Origin of the sequence: Stenotrophomonas nitritireducens, from assembly GCF_001431425.1 — a bacterium.
Lineage (GTDB): Bacteria > Pseudomonadota > Gammaproteobacteria > Xanthomonadales > Xanthomonadaceae > Stenotrophomonas > Stenotrophomonas nitritireducens.
Genome location: NZ_LDJG01000003.1, coordinates 275,198 through 300,491, shown reverse-complemented (window position 1 = coordinate 300,491; position 25,294 = coordinate 275,198). Strand labels below are relative to the sequence as shown.

The window sequence follows — 25,294 nt, the reverse complement described above, 5'->3', positions numbered from 1 at the left end:
CCTCACAGCGGGACAAGAAAACAGTAGGTGCCGTCGACCTTTCCGTAGGGATAGGCGGTCGATTTCTCCGGATTGGGTTCGCCGTTCCTGTCGTACCTGTCGAAGTACAGGCGAAGCAGGCCCTCCGGTGCGGCCGCGAACTCCTCGCCGGGTAGCGCAGCGGGCGTGTTCTCGAAGATGGCGGACATGATCCTGATGCCGGCGTCACGGGCGAACAGCCATCGGAACACCGCAAGCACCTCCGGTTCGGCTTCGTCCTCGCACAACAACTGCTGCGCCGCGGCCACGTCGTTTCGCGAATTGGCCTCCAGCAGACCCTGTCGAAGCGCCTCCGGCGAATCATGGGGAGCGGCCATCGCGCCGGAACATGCCAGGAGCAGCCACGTGCCGGCAGCAATGCGATGAGGGCGTGTCTTCATGGCAGGGTTCCACGCAGGCGTCCTGGGCACTATAGCCACCGATGCGGACCCGGGAGCGTCGGGTTGCTTCTGCCAGTAGAGCGCATCCGGATCACGGGCTGTCGTCATCGCGTACGCGCAGGAAGCGCGCGAACCGCGGCAGGCCGTTCGTGGTCAATCCGTTGTAGCGGTAGGTGACCAGGCTGCCGACCGGCGGCGGCGCCATGCGTTGGGCGTCCTTGAAGCCACTGCCGATACGGAAACGTGCGCCGTCGGCACGCTCCACCAGCAGCGCACCGAGCAGGCCCGCATATTTGCCCTTGCCCAGCAGATGCGCGATCACCCGCGCCTCGGCGTCGTCCCAGGGCTTGAGCTTGAGCAGGCCGTCGCTGCGGCCCGCAGCGTAGTAATTGTCCTGGTGGTGCAGCATCAGTCCTTCGCCGCCGGCCACAACCGTGGCCGTCAGGTGGCGATGCAGCGCCGCGGTATCGGCGATGCGCCGTTGCGGGATGAGCTCGAGGCTGGGAGCAGCGGCGCGTGCGAGCAGTACGCGCAGGGCCGCCAGGCGCTGGTCGAAGGTGCCCGCGTGCCCGGGCAGGTCGAAGACCATCAGGCGCATGCCTCGCCAGCCGGCTTCGTCGGGCGGATTCATGCGCACGATGGAGCTGGCGTGTTCGAAGCGGCCGCGGCCGCCCCACAGCTCGCCATCCAGCGGCTGCGCGGGCCAGTTACGGGTGAATCCGGGCGGGGGCTCGATGCGATGGCCGCCACGCGTCCACAACGCCTGTCCGTCCCAACGCGCGCGCACGCCGTCGAGCTTCTCGCTTACCCAGTAGCGGGACACGTCCGGTCCGTCGCGCCATTGGCCGGCCAGCATCAACGGAGGCGCGGCCGCCGTGGCGGCCAGCGGCAACAGCAACAGGTACAGCAGCAGTGTCGTCAGGCGTCGCATGATTCCCCCGCATGAATGGGTGCAGGGACAGCATGCGTGCACGGCAAACGCCGTTGGATCAGGCGTGGAGGGAAGTGAGCGTAGGCACCTGCACCACCATGCTGTCGGTCAACGGCCGGGCAGCGTGTCGAGGAAGCCGCGTACCGCCGGGCCGTAGCGGTCGTAATCGACCAGGAAGGCATCGTGGCCCTGCGGCGAATCCATGCCGATGAACTGCGTGTCGGCGCCGCCGGCACGCAGGCCGTCGGCGACCTGCTGCTGTTGTTCGACCGGGAACAGGATGTCGGTGTTGGCGCCGATGGCCAGCGCCCGCTGCACGCGGATCTTCGCCAGGCCGGCCATCACATCGCCCTGGCCGTATTCGGCCAGGTCGAACCAGTCCATCGCGCGGCCCAGGTACAGATAGCAGTTGGGATCGAAGCGGCGCACGAAGCGGCGCGCATGGCCTTCCAGATAGCTTTCGACCTGGAATTCGAGGCCGAACGGGTCGTCGTCGCCCTGTTCCGAATCCAGCCTTACGCGGCCGAAACGGCCGTCCCATTCCAGTGCCGAGCGATAGGTGATGACACCCAGCTTGCGCGCCATGCGCATGCCCGACTCGGGGTAGTGGGCCTCGTCGTAATCGCCGCCGTTCCATGCCGGGTCCAGGCGGATGGCCTCGCGTTGCAGCGAACGGATGGCGATGGAGAACGGCAGGGCCTGCGCACTGCCGGAAATGTTGATGTGGGTGCGCGCGATGCCGGGGTGCTGGAGCAGCAGCGCCAGCGCGGTCATGCCGCCCATCGAGTTGCCGATCAGGCAAGCCAGTTGCCCGATGCCGAGCGCACGCACCACCTCGGCCGCGGCGTTGGCGATGTCCTCCACCGACAGTTCGGGGAACGACAGCCGGTAGGGCTTGCCGGTGGCCGGGTCGAGGGAAGCAGGGCCGGTCGAGCCCTTGCAGCTGCCCAGCGAATTGACGCAGACCACGAACCAGCGGTCGGTGTCGATCGGCTTGCCGGGGCCGAGCATCGGCTCCCACCAGCCGGGAGCGGTGTTGCCCGGGTGGCTGGCGGCGTGGGCGTCGGGCGAGAGGCCGGTGACGATGAGGATGGCGTTGCCGGCATCGGCGGCCAGCTTGCCCCAGGTCTCGTAGGCGATGCGCGCGCCCTGCAGCTGGCCGCCGCGCTTCATCGGGAAGGGCGAGGCGAGCGCGTGGAAGCGGCTGGCTTCGGGGATGAACTCGGTCATCGGCCGATTCTACCGGCGCCATGCGGCGCTGTGCTCGCCGCCTCATGTCGTGGAGGCATCACCTCATGCCGCCGGTCCAGGGGCGGCGCATGCCTCCTCGGCAGGGACAGGCGTGCGTCAGCCTCACCGCCCCCAGGATGGTGCCCCCAGGAGCGAGCGATGCCACGCCGATGAGCGTGAGATGGCGGATCGCCCGTGGAACGGAGCGGCTGGCGAACCGGCGAAGCCGAGCAGGAAGGTGGCCGCGCGCGAAGGTACGAGCAACGCCATGGTGCCAAGGACGACCAGGTAGATGCCGGTCAGCACGACGGCGCTGCGGGCTGCCACTTCGATCACTGAGGGTCTCCACGAGTCGCACGCCTGGCGCGGGCGAAGGAAACGGCGCCGGTCTTTGCCGCGCCCCGCCGGTAGGCCTGCCTCAAGGCGGGCACGCATGGGCCTGTCGAAATGCGTGGGGCTGGCCCCCTCGACACCTGCTTACGGAGAGCCGAGGACGATCTCCAGCGTTCCCTTCGTCGGCAGGGATACCTTCACCGGCCTCGACTCGACATCGCCCTCCTGGCGCATCGCGTTGCCGCTGGCCGAGAGGCGCGCGAACACTTCCACCTCGCCCAGCGCGGAGAGTTTCTGCGTCGGCATCGGGCTGTCGGCGTCGTCGAGCGTGACCGTGAGCGGTCCAGCCTGCGCCGGGTGCCGCTCGACCGCGACCGGCATCGGCGGGCCGCCGGGAGCGCGGGCGATGACGAACAGGGTGTCCTTGCCGGCGGCGACGCGGGCCTGCAGCGCGGGCGCCAGCGTGACCCGGACGGTGATGGCGTGGCCGTCCGCACTGCCTGCAGCGGCAGGCGTGGCCGTGGCGGGTGTGGAAGGGGGCAGGCCGGCATCGGCGCGGGCGGCATCGATCTGTTCGCGCAGCGCGGTGGCGGCATTGGGTTCCAGGCGTGGCAGCAGGCCTTCCCAGGTGCGTACGGCAGCTTCGTCCTGGCCGCGCTGGCGCTGCACGATGCCGACCAGCCAAGTGGCGCGCTGGTTGTCCGGCGCCACCTGGCGTGCGTGCTGCAGCCATTGCAGGCCGGTGTCGTCGAACAGCATCTTCGGGTGCGCACGGGCGCGCGCCTGCGCCGCTTCGACCAGCAGTTCGGGCTGGTCCGGCTCGAGCTGCAGTGCGCGCTCGAACGATCCGGCGGCATCGGCCATGCGCCCAAGCTCGAGCTGCGAGCGGGCCAGCAGGACCCAGCCCTCGGCGCGCTCGGGATGCTCGTCCAGCACGGCGCGCAGTTGTTCGACCGCCTGCTCCAGGCTTTGCGGCGCCTCGGCGTCGCGCGGCTGCAGCGCCGTCGGCGTCCCCAGCCACAGGTACAGGCCCACGGTGGCCACGACCATCGACGCGACCAGAGTGCCCCAGATCGCGCGCTTGCCCGCGCGCAGCAGCGGCCACAGCATGATGCCGCCGGCGGTGGCGGCCAGCAGCGCGGCCAGCGACAGGAATACCGCCTTCACCATTCGCGTTCGTCCTGGTTGGCGTCTTCGGCGGCGGGGGCGGGCAGGACGCGTCCCCGCCGGCTCACGTGCACGTACAGAAGCGCCGCGCCGGCCAGCAGCAGGGCGCCCGGCCCCAGCCACAGCAGCAGGGTGCTGCCTTCCATGCGCGGGCGGTAGAGCACGAACTCACCGTAGCGTTCGACCAGGAACTGCTTGATCTGCGCATCGCTGCGGCCTTCGCGCATGAGGTTGAGGACTTCGCGGCGCAGGTCGTGGGCGATCTGCGCGTTGGAGTCGGCCAGCGACTGGTTCTGGCACTGCACGCAGCGCAGTTCGGCGGCCAGCGCATGGAAGCGCGCCTCCTCGGCGCGGTCGCGGTACTGCAGCGGGGCGGGGTCGCCCATCGGCTGCGCCATCGCCAGCCATGGCAGGCACAGCCCCAGCAGGAGGGCGGCCAGCCGCTTCATCGGCGCGCCTTGCCGGTGGACGCGGCCTCGATCTTTTCCAGTGCCGGGATCAGCTGCCGGTCGAGCACGTCCTGGGTGATGGCGCCGCTGTACTTCCAGCGCACGATGCCGCTGCCGTCGACCAGGAAGGTTTCCGGCGCGGCGGCGATGCCCCAGTCCAGCGCGGTGCGGCCTTCCTCGTCGGCGATCACCACCATGTAGGGATTGCCCAGCTGCTCCAGCCAGCGCAGTGCGTCCTCGCGCTCGTCCTTCCAGTTGTAGCCGATCACGCGCACGCGCTTGGTTTCGGCGAAACGGGTGAGGATGGGGTGTTCGTCGCGGCAGGTCGGGCACCAGCTGCCCCACACGTTGAGCAGATAGGGCGCGCCGAGCAGGTCGCTGCTTTTGACCTTGACGGTGGGGTCGTGCAGCACCGGCAGGGTGAACGCCGGCGCCGGTTTTCCAATCAGCGCCGACGGCAGGCTGTCGCGGTCGGGCCGGTCCGAACGGCTGACGCCATAGAGCATCAGCCCGACCAGGCCGAGGAAGAACAGCGCGCCGATGATGAGCGCGACCGGCGGCAGGCGATGGGATGGATTCTGGGCGGGAGGCGTGTCGGACATCAGGATTTCTCGGGCAGCCGGCGGAAGCGGCGGTCGACGGCGGTGACGAAGCCACCCAGCGCCATCAGCAGCGCGCCCAGCCAGATCCAGCGGACGAAGGGTTTGACCTGCACGCGGACCGCCCAGGCACCATCGCCCAGCGATTCGCCGAGCGCAACATACACATCGCCGCCCAGCGCCGGATGGATGCCGGCCTCGGTCATGGGCATGCCGCCGCTGGCGTACATGCGCTTTTCCGGATGCAGCAGGGCGACCTCGCGGTCGCCGCGGAACACGCGCACGTGACCGCGGTCGGAGTGGTAATTGGGGCCGTCGGTGGCATCCACGCCCTCGAATTCCAGGCGGTAGCCGCCGGCTTCGACCGCCTTGCCCGGCGCCAGCGCCACTTCATGCTGGATGCTGAGCGCTTCCACCAGCAGGGCGCCGACCAGGAACACGGCGATGCCGGCGTGGGCGATCAGCATGCCCCAGGTCTCGGCGTTGGGGCGTCCACCACTACGCAGGCGCTGCCACAGCACGTATAGCGTGCCGGCACCCACCCACACCGCGGCGGCGATGCCGATGGCGGTCTTCCACCTGCCCTGCGGGGCCATGAACCAGCCGATGATGCCCAGCGCCACGGCCAGCGCCGCCCACGGTGCCAGCAGGGCGAGCGTGCGCCGACCCTGTTCGCGCTGCCAGCGGGTCAGCGGGCCGAACGGCAGCAGCAGCACCAGCGGCGTCATCAGCAGCAGGAACAACGTGCCGAAGTAGGGCGGTCCGACCGATACCTTGCCCAGGTCCAGCGCATCGGCCAGCAGCGGGTAGAGCGTGCCCAGCAGCACCATCGCGCAGGCGCAGGCGAGCAGCAGGTTGTTGGCCAGCAGCAGGCCCTCGCGCGAATTGAGCGCGTAGGCGCGGCGCGGGTCGGCCTGGGCGCCCATCGCCGGTGCGCGCAGCGCGTAGAGCAGCAGCGAGCCGCCGATCACCAGCGCAAGGAAGACCAGGATGAACAGGCCGCGGGCCGGATCGGCGGCGAAGGAGTGCACGCTGGTCAGCACGCCCGAGCGCACCAGGAAGGTGCCCAGCAGCGACAGCGCGAATGCGGTGATGGCCAGCAGCAGGGTCCAGCCGACGAACACGCCACGCTTTTCCGTGGCGGCCTGCGAATGCAGCAGCGCGGCGCCGGCCAGCCATGGCATGAAGCTGGCGTTCTCCACCGGGTCCCAGAACCACCAGCCGCCCCAGCCCAGCTCGTAATAGGCCCACCAGCTGCCCAGCGCGATGCCGAGGGTGAGGAAGGCCCAGGCCACGTTGGTCCACGGGCGGGTCCAGCGCAGCCAGCGCACGTCGATGCGGCCGTCGAGCAGGGCGGCGATGGCGAAGGCGAATGGCACCGAGAAGCCGACGTAGCCCAGGTACAGCATCGGCGGGTGGATGATCAGCCCGGGGTCCTGCAGCAGCGGGTTGAGGTCGCGGCCTTCGACCGGCGCCGGCAGCAGGCGTTCGAACGGATTGGAGGTGAACAGCAGGAAAGCCAGGAAGCCGACGCTGATCAGGCCCATCACCGCCAGCACGCGCGCCACCACCACCGGCGGCAGGCGCCGCGAGAATTCGGCCACCGCCGCGGACCACAGCGCCAGCACCAGGGTCCACAGCAGCAGCGAGCCCTCGTGCGCGCCCCAGACCGCCGAATAGCGGTAGATCATCGGCAGCAGCGAGTTGGAGTTCTCGGCCACGTAGCGCAGCGAGAAGTCCTGGCGCACGAAGGCCACGGTCAGCACCACGAACGCGCCCAGCACCATGGTCAGCTGCAGCAGCGCGGCCGGGCGGGCGATGGCCACGAACGGGGCGATGCCGCGCTGCGCGCCGAGCAGCGGCAGCACGCTCTGCAGCAGCGCCGCCAGCAGGGCCAGGATCAGCAGGATCTGTCCGACTTCGGCGAGCACTCAGCGCGACTCCGCCGGCGCGGCCGCGGCCGGGACCTGGTGCTTGCCATGGGCCACGCCCATCTTGTCGGCCAGCTCCTTGGGCATGTAGGTCTCGTCGTGCTTGGCCAGCACCTCCTCGGCCACGAACACGCCGCCGGCCATGCGCCCGGTGGCGACCACCGCCTGTCCCTCGCGGAACAGGTCGGGCAGGATCTTGTCGTAGGTCACCGGCAGCTGCGCGTCGCCGTCGGTCACTTCGAAGCGCGCCAGCAGCGCGCCGGGCGCACGCTGGAACGAGCCCTTGGCGACCATGCCGCCGAGGCGGAAGCGCGCGTCGGGCGCGACCTTGCCGGCCTTCACTTCGGCCGGCGTGTACAGATAGGCGATGTTGCGCTGCAGGGCGGTGGCCACCAGTACGGCGGCGATGCCGGCCACGGCGACCACCAGCAGTACGAGCAGCAGGCGGCGGCGTTGGGTGGGGCTCATCGGCTCAATTCCTCGTCGCTGGGCACGGCGCCCGCGGCGTTGCGGCTGGCGCGCGCCAGCCGGTTGCGTACCTCGCGCAGCTGCCGGCGCACCTGCAGGCGCGGGACGGCGAAGTCCCAGGCCAACACCACGAAGAACACGGCGTAGGCCAGGGCAACGTACTGGAAATAGGTCATGTCAGTTTCTCCACGCGCTCGCGCACCCAGGCCTTGCCGGCTTCGCGGCGCAGGTTGTCGGCGCGGGCGCGGGCCAGCAGCGAGCCGGCGAACCAGAACTTGGTGGCCAGCACCATCAGCCACAGCGGCAGGACCATGCTGCCGTCCATGCTCGACTCGCCGAACATGCGGATGGTCTGGCCCTGGTGCAGCGAATTCCACCACACCACCGAATAGCGGATGACCGGCAGCAGCACCACGCCGACGATGGACAGCAGGCCGGCGGCGCGCGCGGCGGCGCGGCGGTCGTCGATGGCGCCGTACAGGCCCATCACGCCCAAGTACAGGAACAGCAGGATCAGTTCGGTGGTCAGGCGCGGGTCCCAGTCCCACCAGGTCCCCCACATCGGCTTGCCCCAGAGGCTGCCGGTGAGCAGGGTGACCAGGGTGAAGGCCGCGCCGATCGGCGCGCAGGCCATGGCCAGGATCTCGCACAGCTTGATCCGCCAGATCAGCGCGATGGCGCTGTAGAAGGCCATCAGGCCGAACACGAACAGGCTCATCCAGGCCGAGGGCACGTGGATGTAAAGGATGCGGAAGCTGTCGCCCTGCTGGTAGTCGGCCGGCACCACCGCCAGCGCCTGCCACAGGCCGAAGGCGAACAGGGGAAGCGAGGCGATGTAGCACCAGGGCGACCAGCGGGCGGCGAAGGCATCGAAATAGGCGGGGGAACCCAGCCGGTGGAACCAACCTGCCAAACCTTTGAACATCCGCTTGCTCGCTAGGAAGAACGATGATGGGCTGGTCCCCAGCCATCCCGTCGCCGGGCACCGCGGCGGTCGCCTGCGGGTCCGTGAAGATTAGCCGAAGACGGCGCGGTTGGCACGGCCAGCCCGCGCCGCGGCGGTCACTTCAGGGTGAGGGTGCCCTTCATCAGCGCCGAGTGGCCGGGGAAGCTGCAGAAGAACGACAGCGGCGCGCCGGCGGCGGTGAGCTTGGCCACCGGGACGCTGAGGGTGGTGCTCTCGCCGCCGCCGACCACCTTGCTGTGGGCGATAACGCGCGCGTCGCCGGCCTTGATGTAGTCGGCGGCCAGCCCGGCCTTGATGCCGTCGGCATCGATGCCGGACATGTCGGCGGTCTTGGCGACCACCACGTTGTGGCCCATCACGTTCTTGGCCATCTTGCCGGTGTGCTTGAGGTTGATGGTGAAGGTGGCGCAGCTCTTGGGGACGTCGATGTTGGCCATGTTGTAGCGCATGGCGTCGTTGCCCTCCAGGTTCGCCGAGCAGGTGTCGGCGGCATGGGCGGCACCGGCGGCGCCGAGGGCCAGGGTGGATGCGACGATCAGTTTGCGGAACATCTTCAAAGCTCCTGTCTGCGGGGAGGGGAACGCCGCTGCGGGCGGCTGGCCGGCCATGCTGTCGCCGGCGGGGTGGGATGGCAAGCGACGCAATGTCGCAGGGCAAGCATGCGCCGGCATCTGCATGCTCAGTCTTCACGCAGGCTGGAAAGCCAGGCCGACACGGCCTGGATGCTGTCCTCGTCCAGCCGCTTGCCGACGCCGCTCATGATGAAATCGCTGGTGGAATCCTGCAGGTCGCCATCGCGGTATTCGGCAAGCTTGTTCTGCAGGTAGGTGGCCTGCTGGCCGCGCAGTACCGGGAAGGTCGCATACGGCGTGCGCCCGTTCCGGTCGGCGACGTCGGCATCGCGCATGCCGCGGGCATCGGGGCCGTGGCAGCCCTGGCAGGGCGGGATGCCCTTGGCGCCATCGCCATGCAGGTAGAGGTCGCGGCCGCGTTCGAGCAGGGCGGCATCGGCCGGTTCGGCGGGCGTGTCGCCGGCGTCGGCCCTCGCCGGGTGCAGCGGCAGGCTGGCGTAGTAGGCCGCCAGGTCGCGCATGTCCTGGTCGTCGAGCGTGCTGACCAGAGGGGTCATCGGCGAAGGATGGCGTCCCCGTTTCAGCTCGACCAGCTGCCAGTAGAAGAAGTCCGCGCGCTGGCCGCCGAGGTTGGGGAAGGGCGGGGCGGTGCCACCGCCGTCGTCGCCGTGGCAGGCGCTGCAGACCTGGGATTTTTCCTTGCCGGCGGCGGCGTTGCCGGCGATGCGCGGGGCCGCGCGCAGGTCGAGGTAGCGGGGATGCAGCGCGGGGGCGGGCGTCTCGTCGTCCGCGCCGCTGGCGGCATGGGCGAGGCCGAGCAGGCTGCCGGCCAGGACGAGCAGGAGCAGGGTGGAACCTTTCATAGCGCCACCTCGAGCATCATCCCCAGCAGGTTGACGCGGTAGTTGGACGGGCCGCCATCGGTATAGACGCGGTGGTCGTAGACCAGCGTGTCCTCGAAGCCGAAGTAGTGCCAGTCCGAGAGATTGCCGCGCTCCCAGGTGTCGAACACGCGCAGCCGCGTGCGCCGGCCCAGCGGCATCGACAGCCCGGCGGTGAGCGTATTGACCCGGTAGACCATCAGCGGATAGCTGCCGCTGGCCAGCGGCGCGTTGGCCGGCACGGTGAGTGCGTCGGGCGAATTCATGCGGTAGCCGGTGCGGCCGCGCGAGGACGTCCAGTTCCAGGCCAGGTCCAGGGTGGCGCGGCCGAGCCGGCGGCTGAGGTTGAGGCCGGCGTAGTGGTTGCGCTGGGTATCGTCCATCCACCAGCGGCTGGCCTCGGGATAGGTCGGGCCGCCGAGTTCCGGATCGCTGCCGACGGCGTCGTTGACGTTGGCGAACACCAGTTCGGAGCGGTCGTGGCCATACCAGGCGCTGGCGGTGGTGTCCGGGTTGGGCTGCCATTCCCACTGCACGCTGGTGGCGTAGCTGTCCAGCTTCCGCCGCCCGATCTGCGCGTCGTAATGGTTTCGGTCGCCGCGCGCGGAAACGTACACGGTCATGTCGCGGGGCAGGACGAAGGTCGCCATCAGGTCGAGCTTCTGCTGGGTGCGCGAGGCGATGTCGTACTTGCGCAGCGCCGCGACCGTATGCGGGCTCAGGCCGCCGGCCGGTTCGACGAAGCCGGGCAGCGAGCTGGAGAAGGTGAACTCGTAGGGGTCGTAGTAGTAGGCGCTGCCGCCACGATCCAGCCAGGTGTAGTTGGCGCGGAAGCTCAGCCAGTCGGCGGTGCGGTTGTTCCAGCTCAGCTTCACCGCGTTGTCGCGGGTGGTGGCGACCTCGCGGTGGGCGCGCTCGATCCAGGTGAAGGTGTAGGTGGCGCCGAGCGTGTTGCGGGTGGAGGGGCGCCAATCCATGCCGGTGGAGATCTCGCGGGTCTCCTTGTCCAGCGGCAGGTTGCGGATGCGGGTGAGCACCGAACTGTTGGCGCCGCCGTCCCATACGCCCATTTCGCCGGGCACCACCGAGCCCTGCGAGCCGTTCTCGGCGATATAGCCCCATTGGTCGGTCAGCGGGTTGTAGGACCAGTAGGTGCCGGCGTAGTCCTCGCGCAGGTAGCGCGCGGTGCTGCGCCAGGTCAGCCCGTCCATGGGCTGCAGCACCAGGCGGGCGTCGAACTTCTGGTTGTTGATCGCCATGTCGGCGCGGTCGCGCGACAGCGCGGCGGTGGTATTCCAGTTGGCGCAGTTGGCGATGAACGGCGGCGCCAGGTTCTGGCCGAACTGCCCCTGGCAGTCCATCGGCGGCAGCAGACGGTCGTTCTGGCGCATGGTGGTCAGCGCGGCGGCGAGGGTGAAATCGCCCTTCCATGCCGGCAGCCTGCGGCTGAAACTGGCGCCGATGCGGTGGTAGTCGTTGTCCGGCTCATAAGCGAACGAGCCCTGGTACAGCGGCGGCGAACTGGCGCCGGCCACCGAAGTCACCGCGAACGGCACTTCGTAGCTGTAGCCGCGGCTGGCATGGCGGAAGAACGAGCCGGTGTAGCTGAAGTCGCTGCGCCACAGGTTGCCGACGAAGCGGAAGCCGCCGGTGAAGTTGAGCGTGCTGTCGTCGATCGGGCGCGGGATCTCGTAGATGCCGCCATTGTTGGCGAAGGGGTAGTTGAAGAAGAACGGGCCGCCGAACGGGCGCGCGCCCTTGCGTTCTTCGTGGGTGAGGCTGGCGTAGGTGGTCCAGCGCGGGTTGAGCAGGTAATTGATGCTCACGCCCTGTTTGTCGCGCACCACCGACAGCGTGGTCAGCGGCAGCGCGGCGGAAATGGCCGCGACCTGCGCGGAGCTGCTGCCGGCCGCGGCCAGGCCCGGCTTGAGGGTGAGATGGTCGCTGCCCACACCGTCCCAGATCGAGCGCGCGTTGCCGCTGAGCACATTGGGCGAACTGCGCGCGAAGGCCTGCACCTTGTAACGCCCGGCCTGGCCGAGCACCGCGCGGTAGTACTGGTTGTCGCGCTGCAGCCGGCTCAGGCGCACGTCGGCATAGCTGCCGTCGGCGGCGCGGCGCAGGCTGAAATCGGCCTGCAGGACGAGGCCGTCGTCCGGGTCGCGGAAGCGCCGCCAGTTGGTGTTGGCGGTGTCGCCGCTGACATGCAGGTAGCCCAGCGCGACGTCGCCCGCCCACTGCCAGGCGCCGTCGCCGGCCGGCTTCAGTGCCGGCATCTGCGGATTGCAGCCATAGAGGAAGCCGGTGGGCGTGCGCTTGGGCGCCGCGGTCAGCCAGCTGGTGCCATCCGGATCGCAGCCGCGCCAGCCGACGCGGCCGGATGGATCAAGCCAGTTGCCGAACTGCAGGTCGATCCCGGAGCCGCTGTCCTGCGCCTGGGCCAGGCCGGCCAGCAGGGCGAGGGGCAGCAGCGACCAGCGGCAGGCGTGGGGGCGTTTCCACATGTGCATGGCGTCCTCCCGTTACTTGTGCAGGCGTGGGCCGGAGGGGTGGTTGGAGCCGTGGACCTGCGCATGGCAGGTGATGCAGCCGCGGCCCATCAGGCGTTCGTCCGGCGTCATGCCGTTGCCGAGCGACAACTCCGTCTGCAGGTCGTTGGGGTGGCGGGTATGCGAGTGGCACTGCTGGCACAGCATCGGGACCGGCGCGACCAGCAGGGCATGCTGGTTGGAGCCGTGCACCTGGTGGCAGTTGAGGCAGCTTTCACGCACGGGGGCGTGCTCGAACAGGAACGGCCCGCGTTTCTCGGCATGGCACTGGTAGCAGGTCTCGTTGACCGTGTCGGTCTTGAGCAGGGTGGCGTTGAGCGTGCCGTGCGGATTGTGGCAGTCCACGCAGCTGATCTGGCCTTCCGGCAGCGGCATGTGCGAGCGGCGGTTGAACTGCTGGCGGATGTCCTTGTGGCAGGTGGCGCAGGTTTCGCTCACCGACTGCTTGGCGGTCAGGCCTTCGGCGGAGAACTTCTGCATCGGGTTGTGGCAGTCGCTGCACGACAGGTCGTTGCGCTGGTGGATCGAGCCCAGCCACACATCGCGCGGGCCGCCGGAGTGGCAGCCAAGGCAGCTTTCGGTCTGGTTGGCCACCGGCGTGCCGCCCTCGTGGGTGAAGGCGATGATCGAGCCCTTGGCGGTCGGGTTGGCCGCATGTACCGAACCCGGGCCGTGGCAGGCCTCGCAGGTGGCGGTGGCAGGATTGGCGGCCAGCGCCACCTGCATGCCCAGCGCGTGCGCGGTGTGGGCGAAGTTGTCGTTTTCCTTGGCGTGGCAGGCGGTGCAGACCTGCTCGCCGACCGCCTTGGCTTCCGGATGCGCCTGGTTGCGCGCGGGGACGGCATCGGCGAAGCCGGGGGGAGCGTCGAAGCCATGCCCGGAAACGGTGGAGGCGAACCGGGTCTCGGGCAGCTTGACCGCCTGCGCCGAGGCGTCGGCCTTGACCGGGGCGAGCCAGGCCGCCGAAACCAGCACCGCGGTGGCGAGCAGCATCACGAAGGCGAGATAGAACCGCACGTGCCTCTCCTTTGTCGTCCCTGCCGATGGGTGGGTGACAACAACGTAATTGCGATTACGGTGCGATTTTGGGAAAGCCTGCGTTCAGGTCAAGCTGCAGCGCAGCAGGCTGGCGTTCAGGAACGGGGGAGGGCGCCCTGCAGGAACATCCGTACCGCCGAGCGGGCGCGGGCCTGGATCTGTGGCAGCTGGGTGCCGTCGACCCAGCCGTTGATGGAGCGGATGATCAGCCCGCCGAACACCAGCATGTAGAAATGATCGGCGGCCAGGTCCGGGTCCTCGATGCGTAGGCGTCCGGCGCGGGTCTCGCGCGCGAAGTATTCGCTCAGCAGCCGCTCCGCCGGCTGGATGCCGTGGGCGCGGAACCAGTCGCGCAGGGCCGGCTGGCTGTTGCCTTCGGCGGTGATGATGCGGTGGCAGGCGATGCGCGCCGGGCTGAGGATCTCCTCGACCATGTGGCAGGCCGCCTCTTCCAGCGCCTGTGCCGGCGGCAGCGGCGAATCCAGCAGCTCCTCCACCTCCTTGCCGAAGTCGCGGATGCTGCGCTCCATCAGCGCATGCACCAGCCCTTCCTTGTCGCCGAAGGCGCGGTACAGGGTGGCCAGCGAACCGCCGGCGCGCTTGACGATGTCCGACAGCCGCGCGCCCTGGTAGCCCTTCTCGTTGAATACCTCGATGGCGACGTCGAGGAAGCGCTCCACGCGCAGTTCGCCACGACGCTGCAGTTCCACCGCCGGGCGCGGCGGCAGCGTGGGCTTTTCCGGGGCAGGGTGCGGTGGTCTGCGCATGCGCGGTCGCGGGGAAATCGGGCGCCAAGGATAGCGCCGGCGTCCCTCAGGAGTTTGCGATGCGGATCGCAGCGGCAGCGGTCAACGGCGCCAGCAGCAGGCTGACCACCAGGCCGGCGGCGAGCAGCAGCAGCGCGCCGCTGGCGTCGAAGCCCTGGGCCGACGCGGCCACCGCGCCGGCGCCGAATACCAGCACCGGCACGTACAGCGGCAGCACCAGCAGCGCCAGCAGGATGCCCGAGCGGCGCATGCCCACGGTCAGCGCCGCGACCACCGCGCCGAGCAGGCTGAGCAGCGGGGTGCCCAGCGCCAGCGAGGCGACCAGCACCGGCAGCTGTCCGCGCGGCAGCTGCATCAGTTCGGCCAGCAGCGGGCTGACCAGCACCAGCGGGAAGGCGGTGGTCAGCCAGTGCGAGAACACCCGCACCGCGACCAGCCATGGCAGCGGCACCGGCGAGAGCAGCCACTGTTCCAGCGAGCCGTCCTCGGCATCGCCGCGGAACAGCGTATCCAGCGACAGCAGGCCGGCCAGCAGCACCGACAGCCACAGCACGGCCGAGGCCACGCGCTGCAGCAGCTGCGGATTGCCGCCGAGGGCCAGGGCGAACAGCGCCACCACCAGCAGCGCGAACAGGATCGGCTGCGCGGCATCGCCGCGGCGGCGCCACAGCAGTTTCAGGTCGCGCGCGAGCAAGGCCTTGGCGGCGTCGATCAGGGTGGGCTGCGGACCGGGCAGGCTCATGCGGCGGCCTCCGTAGCGGCGCCGAGCGTCAGCGTGCGGTTGCGCACCGGCGGTGCCGCATAGGCGCCGTGGGTGGTGACCAGGGTGCCGCCACCGCCGCGCAGGTGCGCGGAAATCATGCGGTTGACCAGGTTGATGCCGTCCAGGTCGAGGTTGGCGTAGGGTTCGTCCAGCAGCCATACCGGTGCCGGCGACAACCACAGCCGGGCCAGCGACAGGCGTTTCTTCTGCCCGGCCGACAGTTGCCGCACCAGCGTGTCTTCGTAGCCGGCCAGGCCGACGATGGCCAGCGCGTTGCCGGGCATCTGCCGCACGCGCCGGCCCTGCAGGCCGCACAGCACGTGCAGGTTCTCCAGCGTGCCCAGGTCCTGCTTGAGCGCCGGCAGGTGGCCCAGGTAGGCGATGTAGCGCGAGCGGTCGCCACTGCCGGCGGGGCGGCCGTCGATGCGGATCGTGCCTTCGTCGGCGCGCAGCAGGCCGGCGAGCACGCGCAGCAGGGTGGTCTTGCCGGCGCCGTTGCCGCCCTGCACCAGCAGGGCTTCGCCCGCGTCCACATGCAGGTCGAGCGGGCCGAACACCGGGTCGTCGTTGCGGGTGAAGCGCAGCCCGCGCGCATCGAGCAGCGGCGGAGTGTTCATGGTCGCGGTCATCGGATCGGGCGCTTCCGTCCTTGGGTGGGAGCGCAGGCAGGCTGGCGCATCGGGCGCGACATTATAGGCATTGCCGCCGCTGCTGCTGCAGCGCGCGGGCGGGAGAGGGCGGCCGTTGCCGCCGGCATTGCGTAAACTCGGCGTTTCCCTTCCCCGACGCCGACGCATCGATGCAACCGCAGACCAAGTTGCCCAAGGTGGGCACCACCATCTTCACCGTGATGTCGCAGCTGGCCGCCGAACACGGCGCCGTCAACCTGGGCCAGGGCTTCCCGGATTTCGCCGCGCCGCAGCGCCTGATCGACGAGACCGCCAAGGCCATGCGCGAGGGCCTGAACCAGTACGCGCCGATGACCGGCGTGGCGCCGCTGCGCCAGGCCATCGCGCAGAAGGCGCTGGACTGCTACGGCGCGCAGGTGGATCCGGAAACGGAGATCACCGTCACTTCCGGCGGCACCGAGGCGATCTTCAACGCCATCCACGCGGTGGTGCGCGCCGGCGATGAAGTCATCGTGCTGGATCCGGCCTACGACTGCTACGAGCCGGCCATCGACCTGGCCGGTGCGCGCGCGGTGCATGTCGCGCTCGATCCGCAGACCTTTGCCGTGGACTGGGACAAGGTGCGCGCGGCGATCACGCCGAAAACGCGCATGCTGATGGTCAACACCCCGCACAACCCCTCCGGCGCGATGCTCTCGGCGGCGGACATGCAGGCGCTGGCCGACGTGCTGCGCGGCACCGGCATCTACCTGGTCTCCGACGAGGTGTACGAACACATCGTCTACGACGGCGCCCGCCACGAATCGGCACTGCGCTACCCGGAACTGCGCGAGCGCGCCTTCGTCATCTCCAGCTTCGGCAAGACCTACCACTGCACCGGCTGGAAGATCGGCTACGCCATCGCGCCGCCGGCGTTGAGCGCCGAGTTCCGCAAGGTGCACCAGTACAACACCTTCACCACCTACGGCCCGGCCCAGTATGGCTTTGCCGCGATGATCCGCGACGAGCCGGAGCACCACCTGGAGCTGGGCGCGTTCTACCAGGCCAAGCGCGACCGTTTCCGCGAGCAGCTGCTCACCACCCGGCTGAAGCCGCTGCCGGTGCCGGGCGGCTATTTCCAGCTGGTGGACTACTCGGCCATCAGCGACCTGCCGGACCACGAGTTCGTGAAGTGGCTGACCATCGAGAAGGGCGTCACCGCCATCCCGCTGTCGCCCTTCTACGAAACCCCGCCGGCCGGACAGCGCCTGGTGCGGCTGTGCTTCGCCAAGAACGACGCCACGCTGGATGCGGCGATCGAACGCCTGCAGAAGCTCTGAGTGCGCTGAAACCCCACAGGAGCGGTTTCAACCGCGAACGGGCTTTCCCGGCGAAGGCTCCATCGCGGCCGGCGCCGCTCCTGCGGGAAGACATGTATCCGGGAGACATCATGCAAGACCTCCGCATTTCGCTCGTACAGGGCGACACCCGCTGGCACGACCCGGCCGGCAACCGCGAACACTACGCCGCGCTGCTGGCGCCGCTGGCCGGCGCGACCGACCTGGTGATCCTGCCGGAAACCTTCACCAGCGGTTTCTCCAATGACGCCATTTTCAAGGCTGAAGGCATGGACGGCCCGACCGTGGCCTGGATGCGCGAACAGGCGCGCCTGCTGGGCGCGGTGGTCACCGGCAGCGTGCAGCTGCGCGTGGGCGAGGATGTGTTCAACCGCCTGCTGTGGGCCACGCCCGACGGCGGGCTGCTGCACTACGACAAGCGCCACCTGTTCCGTTACGGCGGCGAGCACGAGCGCTACGCAGCCGGGCGCGAACGCCTGTGCGTGGAGTTGAAGGGTTGGCGGATCAACCCGCAGATCTGCTACGACCTGCGCTTCCCGGTGTTCTGCCGCAACCGCTTCGACGTGGAACGCGCCGGGCAGATGGATTTCGACCTGCAGATCTTCGTCGCCAACTGGCCCTCTGCGCGCGCATACGCCTGGCGGACGCTGGCGCGCGCGCGGGCGATCGAGAACCTGTGCTACGTGGCCGTGGTCAACCGCGTCGGCGTGGACGGCAACGGCCTGCATTATTCGGGCGACAGCGCGGTGATCGACTTCCTCGGCCAGCCGCAGGTGGAAATCCGCGAGCGCGAGCAGGTGGTGACCACCACCGTCTCGGCGCAGGCGCTGGCGGCCCACCGCGAACGTTTCCCGGCGATGCTGGATGCCGACGCCTTCACCCTGGGGTGACCCGGGAAACGACGCTGAACGCCGGCCGGATGATGTCGCCGGCCGCCACCTGCCGGATGCGTCGACGCTGCTAGGCTCGGCCCGTCACCTTGTTATGGAGAGCAAACCATGAAGATCCTGGCGGGAGCCCTGCTGCTGGCGGCTGTCGTTTTTGCGCCGTCCGCGCATGCGGCCGGCAACATCGACTGCGAGCTGCGTTTCAATCTGTCCGGCTGGTCGATCTTCTACAAGACCGCCACCGGCAACGGCACCATCACCTGCGACAACGGCGCCAGCATCCCGGTGAAGATCAGCGCCAAGGGCGGCGGCCTGACGGTCGGCAAGTCCACGGTCAGCGATGGCCGCGGCAAGTTCACCGGCGCCTACAGCCTCAACGACCTGATCGGTACCTACGGCGGTGCCGAGGTGCATGCTGGCGCTTCCCGTTCCAGCAATGCACAGGTGGTGACCAAGGGCGATATCTCGCTGGCCCTGGCCGGCACCGGCCGCGGCTGGGACCTGGGCGTGGGTTTCGGCAAGTTCGTGATCGAGCGCCGTTGAGTTTCGCGGCCTGATGCCCGGCCACCGGCCGGGTATCGGGATCACTCCTCCGCCACCGGGAACGCCTTCAGCGCCGCCCACACGATCGGCTTGGCCCATTCGGGTACCTGCGCGAACTCCTCCTGCGTGGCGGGGCAGAGGATCCGCCCGCGTTCCACTTCCAGTACGAGCAGGGGTTCGGCCCTGCCGTCGGCGTCGGCGTCGGCAGGCAGGCTGTTGTCATAGACGTGCAGCGTGGCCAGATGCGGCAGCAGTTCGATCAGGTTCAAGCGCGAACTGTCGAAGCGCTGGCGGATCTTGCCTTCGGGAATGTCATGGCCGCCCCTGGCAACACGGGCGGCGACGCGCTGCAGGTGCAGTTCGACGCTCTCCAGCCCGCAGAACCAGATGCCGACTTCGTGCCGGGTGCAGGCTTCGCGCAGCAGGGCGGGGATGGTGTTCGCGCCCAGCGTGGTTTCGAAGGCGTAATCGAGGTCGCCAGCCAGGGCCGAGCGCAGCCGCCGGGTACCTTCCTGCCAGGCGCTGGCATTGGCTTCCTCCAGTGGCCAGCCGCCCTCGACCAGTCGCCGGGTGAATGCATCCGGGTTGAACCAGGTGGCGCCATCCTCGGCCAGCATCGTGCCCAGCAGTGAACTCTTGCCGGCGCCATTGACGCCGGCAAGGACCAGGATCTTCGCCATCGCTTATCGCGGCTCGCCCAGGGCGATCTTGCGTCCGCGCCGGGCCGGGCGGGCCATGGCCTTCGCCAGGCGGCCATCCTGCAGCGCCGACAGGTGGGCGTCGAACTCGGCCTGCAGGGCCTGCAGCGATTGCGCGCGCTGTGCCGCAGCGGAATGACCGCTGGCTTGGTCGACCAGGCGCTGGTATTCCTCGGCCGACACCACCACCGCCTGCGGATGGTTGTGGTTGGTGACCACCACCGCGCCGCTCCTGAGTACCTTGCGCATCAGCTCCGGCCAGCCCTTGGCCTTGATGTCGCTGGCGGGCGTCTTTTCCAGATCAGGCAGATTCAGGGTGAGGTCCATGGCGGCTGTCCGGCGGAAGGGGTAGGGGGAAAATATCCCAAATTTCCCATTTTGGGTAAATTTGCCGGAATTGATTCAGGCCACAGACGATGTGATCCGGAAAATGGAACGCCCGGCGCTGGGCCGGGCGTTCTGGGGCGTGTGGAGGGCAGGACGCTGCCGCTCCAGCAGCAGATCAGCCGCCGCGCGGGCCGCTGCGGCGCGGGCCACCCGGACCACGGTTGCCGCCGGCCCCTCCCGGGCCACGGTTGCCACCCGGACCGCCGGGGCCGCGATTGCCGCCCGGGCCACGGTTGCCATTCGGACCACGACCACCCGGACGGGCGCCTTGGGCCGGCTTGGGGCTGCCATACGGGCTGAAGCCCGGAGTGGCGTGGTCGGACGGGAAGCTCGGGGCATTGCCCGGATGGCCATACGGATGCTTGCGCTGGCCCTGGCCGGCGGCCTGGCCGCCACCCTGCGCACGACCCTGTCCTGCACCCTGGCCAGCGCCCGGCGCACGGCCCTGGCCGGGACCGCCACGACCGGCGCCGCCGGCGCCCGGGCGCGGCTTGCCGTACGGACGGGCCTGGCCTTCACCGGCCGGTCCACGGCCGGGGCCGCGATTGCCGCCGGGGCCGGCGTTGCGGTGGCCGCTGGGGCCGGTGCTCACGCCTTCAGGCACGTACCAGGTGCGGAACGCGGCGGGATTGCCTTCCGGCAGGCTTCGGTCGCCCTTGGGCTTGCGCTGCTTGAACGGCTTCTGCGACTGCTTGGCCGCCGCTTCGCCGCTGACGGTCAGGCCGCCCTTGAAACCGCCGCCCTTGCCGCCGCGGCCACGGCCGCGGTCTTCGCGCAGGGTGTCGAAGCGGCGCAGTTCGCGGCCTTCGTCGGCGGTGTTGTGGCCGTTGACGTAGGCATTGCCGCGGCCGCCCTCGCGCACGCGCACGGTGGTCTTGGCGGCCTTGCGCTGGCCGATCACCGGCTGCAGGGTCAGCGCCGACGGCGTGCCTTCCTCCAGCTTCAGTTCGGCACGCAGCGCCTCGACCTGGGCGGCCGGCAGCTCCTGCGAGTGGCCGCGCAGCAGCGGTTGCGGCAGGCCGATCTTGCCGTAGCGGGTGCGCTTGAGGCGGCTGACCTGGCAGCCCTGCGATTCCCACAGGCGGCGCACTTCGCGGTTGCGGCCTTCCTTGACCACCACGCGGAACCAGTCGTGCGAGTCGGTGCCGCCGATGCGTTCGATCTCGTCGAACTTGGCCGGGCCGTCTTCCAGCGCCACGCCACGGGCGAGGCGGTCGACGACGTTGTCCGGCACCTTCTCCTGGCCTTCCGGGGCGCGCACGCGCACCACGTATTCGCGCTCGACCTCGAAGGACGGATGCATCATGGCATTGGCCAGTTCGCCGTCGGTGGTGAGCAGCAGCAGGCCGGTGGTGTTGATGTCCAGGCGGCCGATGGCGATCCAGCGCGCGCCCTTGAGCGGCGGCAGCGACTCGAACACGGTCGGGCGGCCCTCGGGGTCCTCGCGGGTGGTCACTTCGCCTTCGGGCTTGTTGTAGACCAGCACGCGCGAGGGATCGGTCAGGGCGCTGGCGACGAAGCTGCGGCCGTCCAGGTCGATCTTGTCGCCGCTCTTGACCGACATGCCGGTCTGCGCGGTCTCGCCGTTGACCTTGACCAGGCCGTCGGCGATGCGCTGTTCCAGCGCGCGGCGCGAGCCGAGGCCGGCCTGTGCCAGGACCTTGTGCAGGCGCTCTTCGAGCTTGGGCTGTTCGACCGTGGCTTCGCGCTTGAGCGAGAGCTTGTTCAACGACGGCTTGCGGGGGGTGTCACTCATTCTGTTTCGCTCCGGCCGGCGTTTTCTTCGTCGGCCTCAGGTTCGGGATCGGCTTCGTCAACAGCCACGGTCGTCATCGCGACGGCGTTGTTTCCGGTGTCTTCCACTTCCGCCGCGCGCTCTCCCGGCGCGGCGTCGGGTTCGCCCGTGGGGGCGGTGTCGGGTGCGGCATCCCCGTCGTCGGGGGCTGCCGCGGTGTCGGTATCGCCGTGGCCGGCATCATCGTCGGCTGCGGCGGTTTCAGGCGTGGCCGCGCCGGCGGCGAGCGGGGCGGCCAGCTGGCCGTCGTCGCCCAGCGGCAGCTGCGGCTCCAGTTCGCCGATGTCGCGTAGTTCGGACAATGGCGGCAGTTCGTCCAGCCGCTTGAGGCCGAAGTAGTCCAGGAAGCCGCGGGTGGTGCCGAACAGCGCCGGCTTGCCGGGCACGTCGCGGTGGCCGACCACGCGGATCCATTCGCGCTCTTCCAGCGCCTGGATGATGTTGCTGCTGACCGCCACGCCGCGCACCTGCTCGATCTCGCCGCGGGTGATCGGCTGGCGGTAGGCGATCAGCGCCAGGGTTTCCAGGGTGGCGCGGGTATAGCGGGTCTTGCGTTCGGTCCACAGCCGCGAGACCCAGCCGTGCACTTCGCGGGTGATCTGGTAGCGGAAGCCGGAGGCGACCTCGACCAGCTCCACGCCGCGGTCCTGGCAACCTTCGCGCAGCAGTTCCAGCGCGCGTTCGACACTGCCCGGTGGCGCCGGCTGATCCTCGGGGAACAGCTCCTGCAGCTGCGCCAGGGTCAGCGGCTGGCTGGAGGCCAGCAGCGCGCCTTCGACGATGCGGTTGATCAGCGGTTGATCCATGTGTCGGGAATGTGGCTCAGGCGGGGTCGGGGGTGGCGTCGTCGAATTCGCCATCGTCGAATTCGCTGGAGAACTGCAACGGCGCGTTGGTGTTGCCGGCGGCCAGCGACTTCACGTAGATCGGCGCCAGTGGCGGGCGTTCGCCCTGGCTTGCCTCAGCGACATGATGTTCCTGCACGATGTCCAGCAGCTGTTCCTTGGCCAGTTCCAGCAGGGCCAGGAAGGTGACCAGCACGCCGAGCTTGCCTTCCTCGGCGGTGAACAGGCTCTCGAAGCGGTGGAACCTGCCGTCCTCGAGCTGCTCCAGCACGTCGCCCATGCGCTGGCGCACGCTCAGCGCCTCGCGCTTGATCGCGTGGCCGCTGAACAGTTCGGCGCGCTTGAGCACGTCGTGCAGGGCCAGCAGCATTTCCTTCAGGTCCACCGGCGGCGGCACCTTCACCGTGGTCCGGTCCGGCACGAAGGCGTGCGCCGGGGTGGTGTCGCGGTCCTGGCGGGGCAGGGCATCGATGTCCTCGGCGGCCTGCTTGAAGCGTTCGTACTCCTGCAGCCGGCGCACCAGCTCGGCGCGCGGGTCGGCCTCGTCGCCTTCCTCGCTGGGCGGGCGCGGCAGCAGCATGCGCGACTTGATCTCGGCCAGCATCGCGGCCATCACCAGGTACTCGGCCGCCAGCTCGAAGCGCAGCTCCTGCATGACGTTGATGTACTCGACGTACTGGCGGGTGATCTCGGCGACCGGGATGTCCAGGATGTCCAGGTTCTGCCGGCGGATCAGGTACAGCAGCAGGTCCAGCGGGCCCTCGAAGGCGTCGAGGATGACTTCCAGCGCATCCGGCGGGATGTACAGGTCCTGCGGGATCTGCAGCACCGGCTGGCCATGCACCACCGCCAGCGGCATTTCCTGCTGCTGCGGAAAGGTGGGCGGCGCTGGCGGGTTCGCGGCGGGCGCGAGTTCTGAAGTCATCAGGGCGACATCGGGTGTTGCGAGCCTTTACGTTCCGGGTTCCCGCCCGGGACAGGGTCCTGTCTTCTGGATTGCAAGCCATGCGCGCCTGTCCGGCGTGCGTGCACATCAACAACGCGACATGCCGCGCTTTCATGCGGCAACGTCATCACAGGGAGGTCGTCTACACAGTCCGGGAAGGAATCGTGGATCGGTCGGACGGCGGTGGCCTTGCCTGCCGCCGCACCGGGCCGTTACAGGCCGGCTGCGTGCAATGGCGTAAAGAGTAATCGCCCCGGCCGGGCGGTGTCCAGCGCCGAGGCGCTAGACTTGCCGGCCATCATTCAGCGGACAAGGAGCGGCGAGCCGTGTGGTACGTGATAGAAGGCTACGACGGGCAGGGCGTGCTGGCCGCGCGCCAGGCGGCGCGGGCGGCGCATCTGGCGCGGCTGCAGGCGCTGCAGGAGCAGGGGCGGTTGCTGCTGGCCGGCCCCTGTCCGGCGATCGACGCCGAGGACCCCGGCGTCGCCGGCTTCAGCGGCAGCGTGGTGATCGCCAGTTTCGACGACCTCGCCGCCGCCCGCGCCTGGGCCGGCGAGGACCCCTACGTGGCCGCCGGCGTCTACCAGCGCGTGGACGTGCGCCCGTTCCGCAAGGTGCTGCCGTGAGCCGGCCGGAGCGGATCGGGGCGGCCCTGCAGGCCGCATTCTCGCCCCTGCATCTGGAGGTGGAGGACGACAGCCACCGCCATGCCGGTCATGCCGGCGCGCGCGACGGGCGGGGGCATTTCAATGTGGTCATCGTCAGCGAGGCCTTCGCCGGAATGGCGCCCTTGGCTCGCCACCGGGCGGTGTACGCGGCACTTGGCGACATGATGCAGACCGATATCCATGCGTTGTCGATCAAGGCGCAGACGCCGGCTGAAGCCGGCGGCTGATCCATGGCATGAGGCCGGGGCCACGTTCGGCCCGCGGCAGGCTCCGCCCGGGCGAGCCGCAGGGCGGACAGGATCTGTCCCGTCGACGACATCGCCTGTAACAAATTGTTTACAAATTGGCGTGAAAACGCTTACAGTCGCCGCGACCCCTGCCTGCGGAGGGCATAGCGGTGGCGAAACCGGCAATCACCATCAAGGATGTTGCCCGTGAGGCGAAGGTCTCCGTCGCCACCGTGTCGCGCGCCCTCAACGGCCACGAGAACGTCGCCGAGCCGGTGCGCCAGCAGGTGCTGGAAGTCGCCCGCCGGCTCCGCTACACCCCGCATGCGGCCGCGCGCAGCCTGAGCAGCCGCAGCACGCAGACCATCGGTCTGGTGCTGCCGGACCTGCACGGCGAATTCTTTTCCGAACTGATGCGCGGCATCGATGGCGTGGCGCGCACGCACCGCTGGCACCTGCTGGTGTCCAGCTATCACGGGGACCAGGAGCAGCAGGGCGTGGCCCTGCAGGCGATGCGCGGCCGCGTGGATGGCCTGCTGGTGATGTCGCCCTATGCGGCCGATCCCGGGTTCCTGAAGGACAACCTGCCGCCGGCGCTGCCCACCGTGCTGATCAATACGCCGCTGGTGGACGGCCAGTACCCGGCCTTCGGGATCGACGACCATGCCGGCGCGATGGCCATGACCCGGCACCTGCTGGAAACCGGGCGTCGCCGCATCGCCTTCATCGCCGGTCCCGAAGCAAACCATGACGCGCGCGAGCGCCTGCGCGGCTTCGAGGAAGCGATGGCCGGATCCGCCGCAGCCGCCCAGGGCATCGTCCTGTCCGGTGGCTTCGACGAGGCGTCCGGGTACGCGGCCGGACAGGCGCTGCTGCGCGAGGCGCGGCTGCCCGACGCTGTGTTCGCCGCCAACGACATGATGGCGCTGGGCTGCCTGTACGCCTTCAACCAGGCCAGCGTGCGCGTGCCGCAGCAGGTGGCGCTGGCCGGCTTCGACGATATCCCGCTGGCACGTTTCGTTCACCCCTCGTTGACCACGATGCAGGTCAGCATCGCCGACCTCGGTGGGCGGGCGACCTCGCATCTGCTGCACATGATCGACCGCGATGACGCATCGGGAGGCGTCGGCGGCGCGATCCTGGTACCCAGCTTGATCGTGCGCGACTCGACATCCCGACGAGAAACGTCCTGACCCGTTGTCCCTGCGCTGGAGCCCCCGGCGACAACGCACCGGAACGAACCGAATGGCAGCCGCGCTGCCGCACCC

29 protein-coding genes are annotated in these 25,294 nt (G+C 69.5%); 6 read left to right on the top strand and 23 right to left on the bottom strand.

All coding sequences use genetic code 11. The features are described from left to right. Nucleotides 1-2: 2 nt before the first annotated feature. From ABB22_RS03225 to ccmA, 18 genes are all read right to left on the bottom strand, one after another. A complete protein-coding gene (locus ABB22_RS03225) occupies nt 3-356 on the bottom strand; it encodes a hypothetical protein (protein WP_055769477.1) in 354 nt (117 codons plus the stop codon). A gap of 154 nt (nt 357-510) precedes the next feature. Beyond that, a complete protein-coding gene (locus ABB22_RS03220) occupies nt 511-1,350 on the bottom strand; it encodes a DNA ligase (protein WP_055769476.1) in 840 nt (279 codons plus the stop codon). Nucleotides 1,351-1,458: 108 nt separating this feature from the next. After that, nucleotides 1,459-2,580, bottom strand: coding sequence for a homoserine O-acetyltransferase MetX (metX, locus tag ABB22_RS03215; protein WP_055769473.1), 1,122 nt, complete (start codon nt 2,578-2,580; stop codon nt 1,459-1,461). A gap of 123 nt (nt 2,581-2,703) precedes the next feature. Beyond that, a complete protein-coding gene (locus ABB22_RS18055) occupies nt 2,704-2,916 on the bottom strand; it encodes a hypothetical protein (RefSeq protein ID WP_152984014.1) in 213 nt (70 codons plus the stop codon). Between the two features lie 141 nt (nt 2,917-3,057). After that, on the bottom strand, nt 3,058-4,083 hold the full coding sequence (locus ABB22_RS03210) for a tetratricopeptide repeat protein (RefSeq protein WP_055769472.1): 1,026 nt from the start codon (nt 4,081-4,083) through the stop codon (nt 3,058-3,060). Beyond that, a complete protein-coding gene (locus tag ABB22_RS03205) occupies nt 4,077-4,529 on the bottom strand; it encodes a cytochrome c-type biogenesis protein (protein ID WP_055769470.1) in 453 nt (150 codons plus the stop codon). The genes ABB22_RS03210 and ABB22_RS03205 overlap by 7 nt, the downstream gene beginning before the upstream one ends. Then, nucleotides 4,526-5,131: a DsbE family thiol:disulfide interchange protein gene (locus ABB22_RS03200; protein ID WP_055769468.1), complete on the bottom strand. Its 606-nt coding sequence runs from the start codon at nt 5,129-5,131 to the stop codon at nt 4,526-4,528. The genes ABB22_RS03205 and ABB22_RS03200 overlap by 4 nt, the downstream gene beginning before the upstream one ends. Further along, nucleotides 5,131-7,059 (bottom strand): heme lyase CcmF/NrfE family subunit, encoded by a 1,929-nt coding sequence (locus tag ABB22_RS03195; protein ID WP_055769466.1) that lies wholly within the window; start codon nt 7,057-7,059, stop codon nt 5,131-5,133. The genes ABB22_RS03200 and ABB22_RS03195 overlap by 1 nt, the downstream gene beginning before the upstream one ends. Continuing rightward, nucleotides 7,060-7,527: a cytochrome c maturation protein CcmE gene (ccmE, locus tag ABB22_RS03190; protein ID WP_055769465.1), complete on the bottom strand. Its 468-nt coding sequence runs from the start codon at nt 7,525-7,527 to the stop codon at nt 7,060-7,062. Further along, nucleotides 7,524-7,703, bottom strand: coding sequence for a heme exporter protein CcmD (gene ccmD / locus ABB22_RS03185; protein WP_055769463.1), 180 nt, complete (start codon nt 7,701-7,703; stop codon nt 7,524-7,526). The genes ccmE and ccmD overlap by 4 nt, the downstream gene beginning before the upstream one ends. After that, nucleotides 7,700-8,452 (bottom strand): heme ABC transporter permease CcmC, encoded by a 753-nt coding sequence (ccmC, locus tag ABB22_RS03180; RefSeq protein ID WP_055769461.1) that lies wholly within the window; start codon nt 8,450-8,452, stop codon nt 7,700-7,702. The genes ccmD and ccmC overlap by 4 nt, the downstream gene beginning before the upstream one ends. A 137-nt stretch (nt 8,453-8,589) precedes the next feature. Beyond that, entirely contained in the window at nt 8,590-9,045 is a 456-nt protein-coding gene (gene azu / locus ABB22_RS03175) for an azurin (protein WP_055770333.1), read from the bottom strand. Between the two features lie 128 nt (nt 9,046-9,173). Then, complete coding sequence (locus tag ABB22_RS03170) at nt 9,174-9,929, bottom strand: c-type cytochrome (protein WP_055769459.1); 756 nt, start codon at nt 9,927-9,929, stop codon at nt 9,174-9,176. Continuing rightward, nucleotides 9,926-12,451: an MtrB/PioB family outer membrane beta-barrel protein gene (locus tag ABB22_RS03165; protein ID WP_055769456.1), complete on the bottom strand. Its 2,526-nt coding sequence runs from the start codon at nt 12,449-12,451 to the stop codon at nt 9,926-9,928. The genes ABB22_RS03170 and ABB22_RS03165 overlap by 4 nt, the downstream gene beginning before the upstream one ends. 18 nt (nt 12,452-12,469) lie before the next feature. After that, a complete protein-coding gene (locus tag ABB22_RS03160; protein ID WP_235504299.1) occupies nt 12,470-13,513 on the bottom strand; it encodes a DmsE family decaheme c-type cytochrome in 1,044 nt (347 codons plus the stop codon). Between the two features lie 116 nt (nt 13,514-13,629). After that, nucleotides 13,630-14,301, bottom strand: coding sequence for a TetR/AcrR family transcriptional regulator (locus tag ABB22_RS03155; RefSeq protein ID WP_055769454.1), 672 nt, complete (start codon nt 14,299-14,301; stop codon nt 13,630-13,632). Between the two features lie 46 nt (nt 14,302-14,347). After that, nucleotides 14,348-15,043, bottom strand: a complete 696-nt coding sequence (ccmB, locus tag ABB22_RS03150; RefSeq protein WP_055769452.1) for a heme exporter protein CcmB — start codon at nt 15,041-15,043, stop codon at nt 14,348-14,350. Next, nucleotides 15,040-15,681, bottom strand: coding sequence for a heme ABC exporter ATP-binding protein CcmA (gene ccmA, locus ABB22_RS03145; RefSeq protein ID WP_425477773.1), 642 nt, complete (start codon nt 15,679-15,681; stop codon nt 15,040-15,042). Before ccmA ends, ccmB begins: the two co-directional genes overlap by 4 nt. A 182-nt stretch (nt 15,682-15,863) precedes the next feature. Between ccmA and ABB22_RS03140 the strand changes: the two genes are divergently transcribed. The 3 genes from ABB22_RS03140 (at nt 15,864) to ABB22_RS03130 (ending at nt 18,460) form a co-directional block, all read left to right on the top strand. After that, nucleotides 15,864-17,012, top strand: coding sequence for a pyridoxal phosphate-dependent aminotransferase (locus tag ABB22_RS03140; protein ID WP_055769449.1), 1,149 nt, complete (start codon nt 15,864-15,866; stop codon nt 17,010-17,012). A gap of 110 nt (nt 17,013-17,122) precedes the next feature. Continuing rightward, a complete protein-coding gene (locus tag ABB22_RS03135) occupies nt 17,123-17,920 on the top strand; it encodes an amidohydrolase (RefSeq protein WP_057505052.1) in 798 nt (265 codons plus the stop codon). A gap of 108 nt (nt 17,921-18,028) precedes the next feature. Then, nucleotides 18,029-18,460, top strand: a complete 432-nt coding sequence (locus ABB22_RS03130; protein ID WP_055769447.1) for a hypothetical protein — start codon at nt 18,029-18,031, stop codon at nt 18,458-18,460. 41 nt (nt 18,461-18,501) lie between these two features. Here ABB22_RS03130 and ABB22_RS03125 read toward each other — a convergent pair whose 3' ends face one another. The 5 genes from ABB22_RS03125 to ABB22_RS03105 all read right to left on the bottom strand — a co-directional run bounded on the left by ABB22_RS03125 (nt 18,502) and on the right by ABB22_RS03105 (nt 23,110). Further along, the gene (locus ABB22_RS03125) at nt 18,502-19,140 is read right to left on the bottom strand and encodes an ATPase (RefSeq protein WP_055769445.1); all 639 of its coding nucleotides are present in this window, start codon (nt 19,138-19,140) and stop codon (nt 18,502-18,504) included. A 3-nt stretch (nt 19,141-19,143) separates the two neighbouring features. Continuing rightward, nucleotides 19,144-19,485 (bottom strand): type II toxin-antitoxin system prevent-host-death family antitoxin, encoded by a 342-nt coding sequence (locus ABB22_RS03120; RefSeq protein ID WP_055769442.1) that lies wholly within the window; start codon nt 19,483-19,485, stop codon nt 19,144-19,146. 175 nt (nt 19,486-19,660) lie between these two features. Beyond that, the gene (locus tag ABB22_RS03115; protein ID WP_055769440.1) at nt 19,661-21,301 is read right to left on the bottom strand and encodes a pseudouridine synthase; all 1,641 of its coding nucleotides are present in this window, start codon (nt 21,299-21,301) and stop codon (nt 19,661-19,663) included. Further along, nucleotides 21,298-22,146 (bottom strand): SMC-Scp complex subunit ScpB, encoded by an 849-nt coding sequence (scpB, locus tag ABB22_RS03110; protein ID WP_055769437.1) that lies wholly within the window; start codon nt 22,144-22,146, stop codon nt 21,298-21,300. Before scpB ends, ABB22_RS03115 begins: the two co-directional genes overlap by 4 nt. A gap of 16 nt (nt 22,147-22,162) precedes the next feature. After that, complete coding sequence (locus ABB22_RS03105) at nt 22,163-23,110, bottom strand: segregation and condensation protein A (RefSeq protein ID WP_055769435.1); 948 nt, start codon at nt 23,108-23,110, stop codon at nt 22,163-22,165. 347 nt (nt 23,111-23,457) lie between these two features. On the opposite strand from ABB22_RS03105, the gene ABB22_RS03100 reads away from it, so the two are divergent. From ABB22_RS03100 to ABB22_RS03090, 3 genes are all read left to right on the top strand, one after another. Next, nucleotides 23,458-23,757: a YciI family protein gene (locus ABB22_RS03100; RefSeq protein ID WP_055769433.1), complete on the top strand. Its 300-nt coding sequence runs from the start codon at nt 23,458-23,460 to the stop codon at nt 23,755-23,757. Then, entirely contained in the window at nt 23,754-24,026 is a 273-nt protein-coding gene (locus ABB22_RS03095) for a BolA family protein (protein WP_055769431.1), read from the top strand. The genes ABB22_RS03100 and ABB22_RS03095 overlap by 4 nt, the downstream gene beginning before the upstream one ends. A gap of 170 nt (nt 24,027-24,196) precedes the next feature. Next, nucleotides 24,197-25,219 (top strand): LacI family DNA-binding transcriptional regulator, encoded by a 1,023-nt coding sequence (locus tag ABB22_RS03090; protein ID WP_055769430.1) that lies wholly within the window; start codon nt 24,197-24,199, stop codon nt 25,217-25,219. Nucleotides 25,220-25,294 lie beyond the last annotated feature (75 nt).

Excerpts from the sequence above, each read along its gene's own strand:
- scpB (WP_055769437.1), bottom strand. The coding sequence starts at position 22,146 with ATGGATCAACCGCTGATCAACCGCATCGTCGAAGGCGCGCTGCTGGCC.
- ABB22_RS03165 (WP_055769456.1), bottom strand. The coding sequence starts at position 12,451 with ATGTGGAAACGCCCCCACGCCTGCCGCTGGTCGCTGCTGCCCCTCGCC.
- ABB22_RS03115 (WP_055769440.1), bottom strand. The coding sequence starts at position 21,301 with ATGAGTGACACCCCCCGCAAGCCGTCGTTGAACAAGCTCTCGCTCAAG.
- ABB22_RS03105 (WP_055769435.1), bottom strand. The coding sequence starts at position 23,110 with ATGACTTCAGAACTCGCGCCCGCCGCGAACCCGCCAGCGCCGCCCACC.
- azu (WP_055770333.1), bottom strand. The coding sequence starts at position 9,045 with ATGTTCCGCAAACTGATCGTCGCATCCACCCTGGCCCTCGGCGCCGCC.
- ABB22_RS03130 (WP_055769447.1), top strand. The coding sequence starts at position 18,029 with ATGAAGATCCTGGCGGGAGCCCTGCTGCTGGCGGCTGTCGTTTTTGCG.
- ABB22_RS03225 (WP_055769477.1), bottom strand. The coding sequence starts at position 356 with ATGGCCGCTCCCCATGATTCGCCGGAGGCGCTTCGACAGGGTCTGCTG.
- ABB22_RS03205 (WP_055769470.1), bottom strand. The coding sequence starts at position 4,529 with ATGAAGCGGCTGGCCGCCCTCCTGCTGGGGCTGTGCCTGCCATGGCTG.
- ABB22_RS03220 (WP_055769476.1), bottom strand. The coding sequence starts at position 1,350 with ATGCGACGCCTGACGACACTGCTGCTGTACCTGTTGCTGTTGCCGCTG.
- metX (WP_055769473.1), bottom strand. The coding sequence starts at position 2,580 with ATGACCGAGTTCATCCCCGAAGCCAGCCGCTTCCACGCGCTCGCCTCG.
- ABB22_RS03120 (WP_055769442.1), bottom strand. The coding sequence starts at position 19,485 with ATGGACCTCACCCTGAATCTGCCTGATCTGGAAAAGACGCCCGCCAGC.
- ABB22_RS03125 (WP_055769445.1), bottom strand. The coding sequence starts at position 19,140 with ATGGCGAAGATCCTGGTCCTTGCCGGCGTCAATGGCGCCGGCAAGAGT.
- ccmC (WP_055769461.1), bottom strand. The coding sequence starts at position 8,452 with ATGTTCAAAGGTTTGGCAGGTTGGTTCCACCGGCTGGGTTCCCCCGCC.
- ABB22_RS03140 (WP_055769449.1), top strand. The coding sequence starts at position 15,864 with ATGCAACCGCAGACCAAGTTGCCCAAGGTGGGCACCACCATCTTCACC.
- ccmD (WP_055769463.1), bottom strand. The coding sequence starts at position 7,703 with ATGACCTATTTCCAGTACGTTGCCCTGGCCTACGCCGTGTTCTTCGTG.
- ABB22_RS03210 (WP_055769472.1), bottom strand. The coding sequence starts at position 4,083 with ATGGTGAAGGCGGTATTCCTGTCGCTGGCCGCGCTGCTGGCCGCCACC.
- ccmB (WP_055769452.1), bottom strand. The coding sequence starts at position 15,043 with ATGAGCCTGCCCGGTCCGCAGCCCACCCTGATCGACGCCGCCAAGGCC.
- ccmA (WP_425477773.1), bottom strand. The coding sequence starts at position 15,681 with ATGAACACTCCGCCGCTGCTCGATGCGCGCGGGCTGCGCTTCACCCGC.
- ABB22_RS03200 (WP_055769468.1), bottom strand. The coding sequence starts at position 5,131 with ATGTCCGACACGCCTCCCGCCCAGAATCCATCCCATCGCCTGCCGCCG.
- ABB22_RS03155 (WP_055769454.1), bottom strand. The coding sequence starts at position 14,301 with ATGCGCAGACCACCGCACCCTGCCCCGGAAAAGCCCACGCTGCCGCCG.
- ABB22_RS03135 (WP_057505052.1), top strand. The coding sequence starts at position 17,123 with ATGCAAGACCTCCGCATTTCGCTCGTACAGGGCGACACCCGCTGGCAC.
- ccmE (WP_055769465.1), bottom strand. The coding sequence starts at position 7,527 with ATGAGCCCCACCCAACGCCGCCGCCTGCTGCTCGTACTGCTGGTGGTC.
- ABB22_RS03170 (WP_055769459.1), bottom strand. The coding sequence starts at position 9,929 with ATGAAAGGTTCCACCCTGCTCCTGCTCGTCCTGGCCGGCAGCCTGCTC.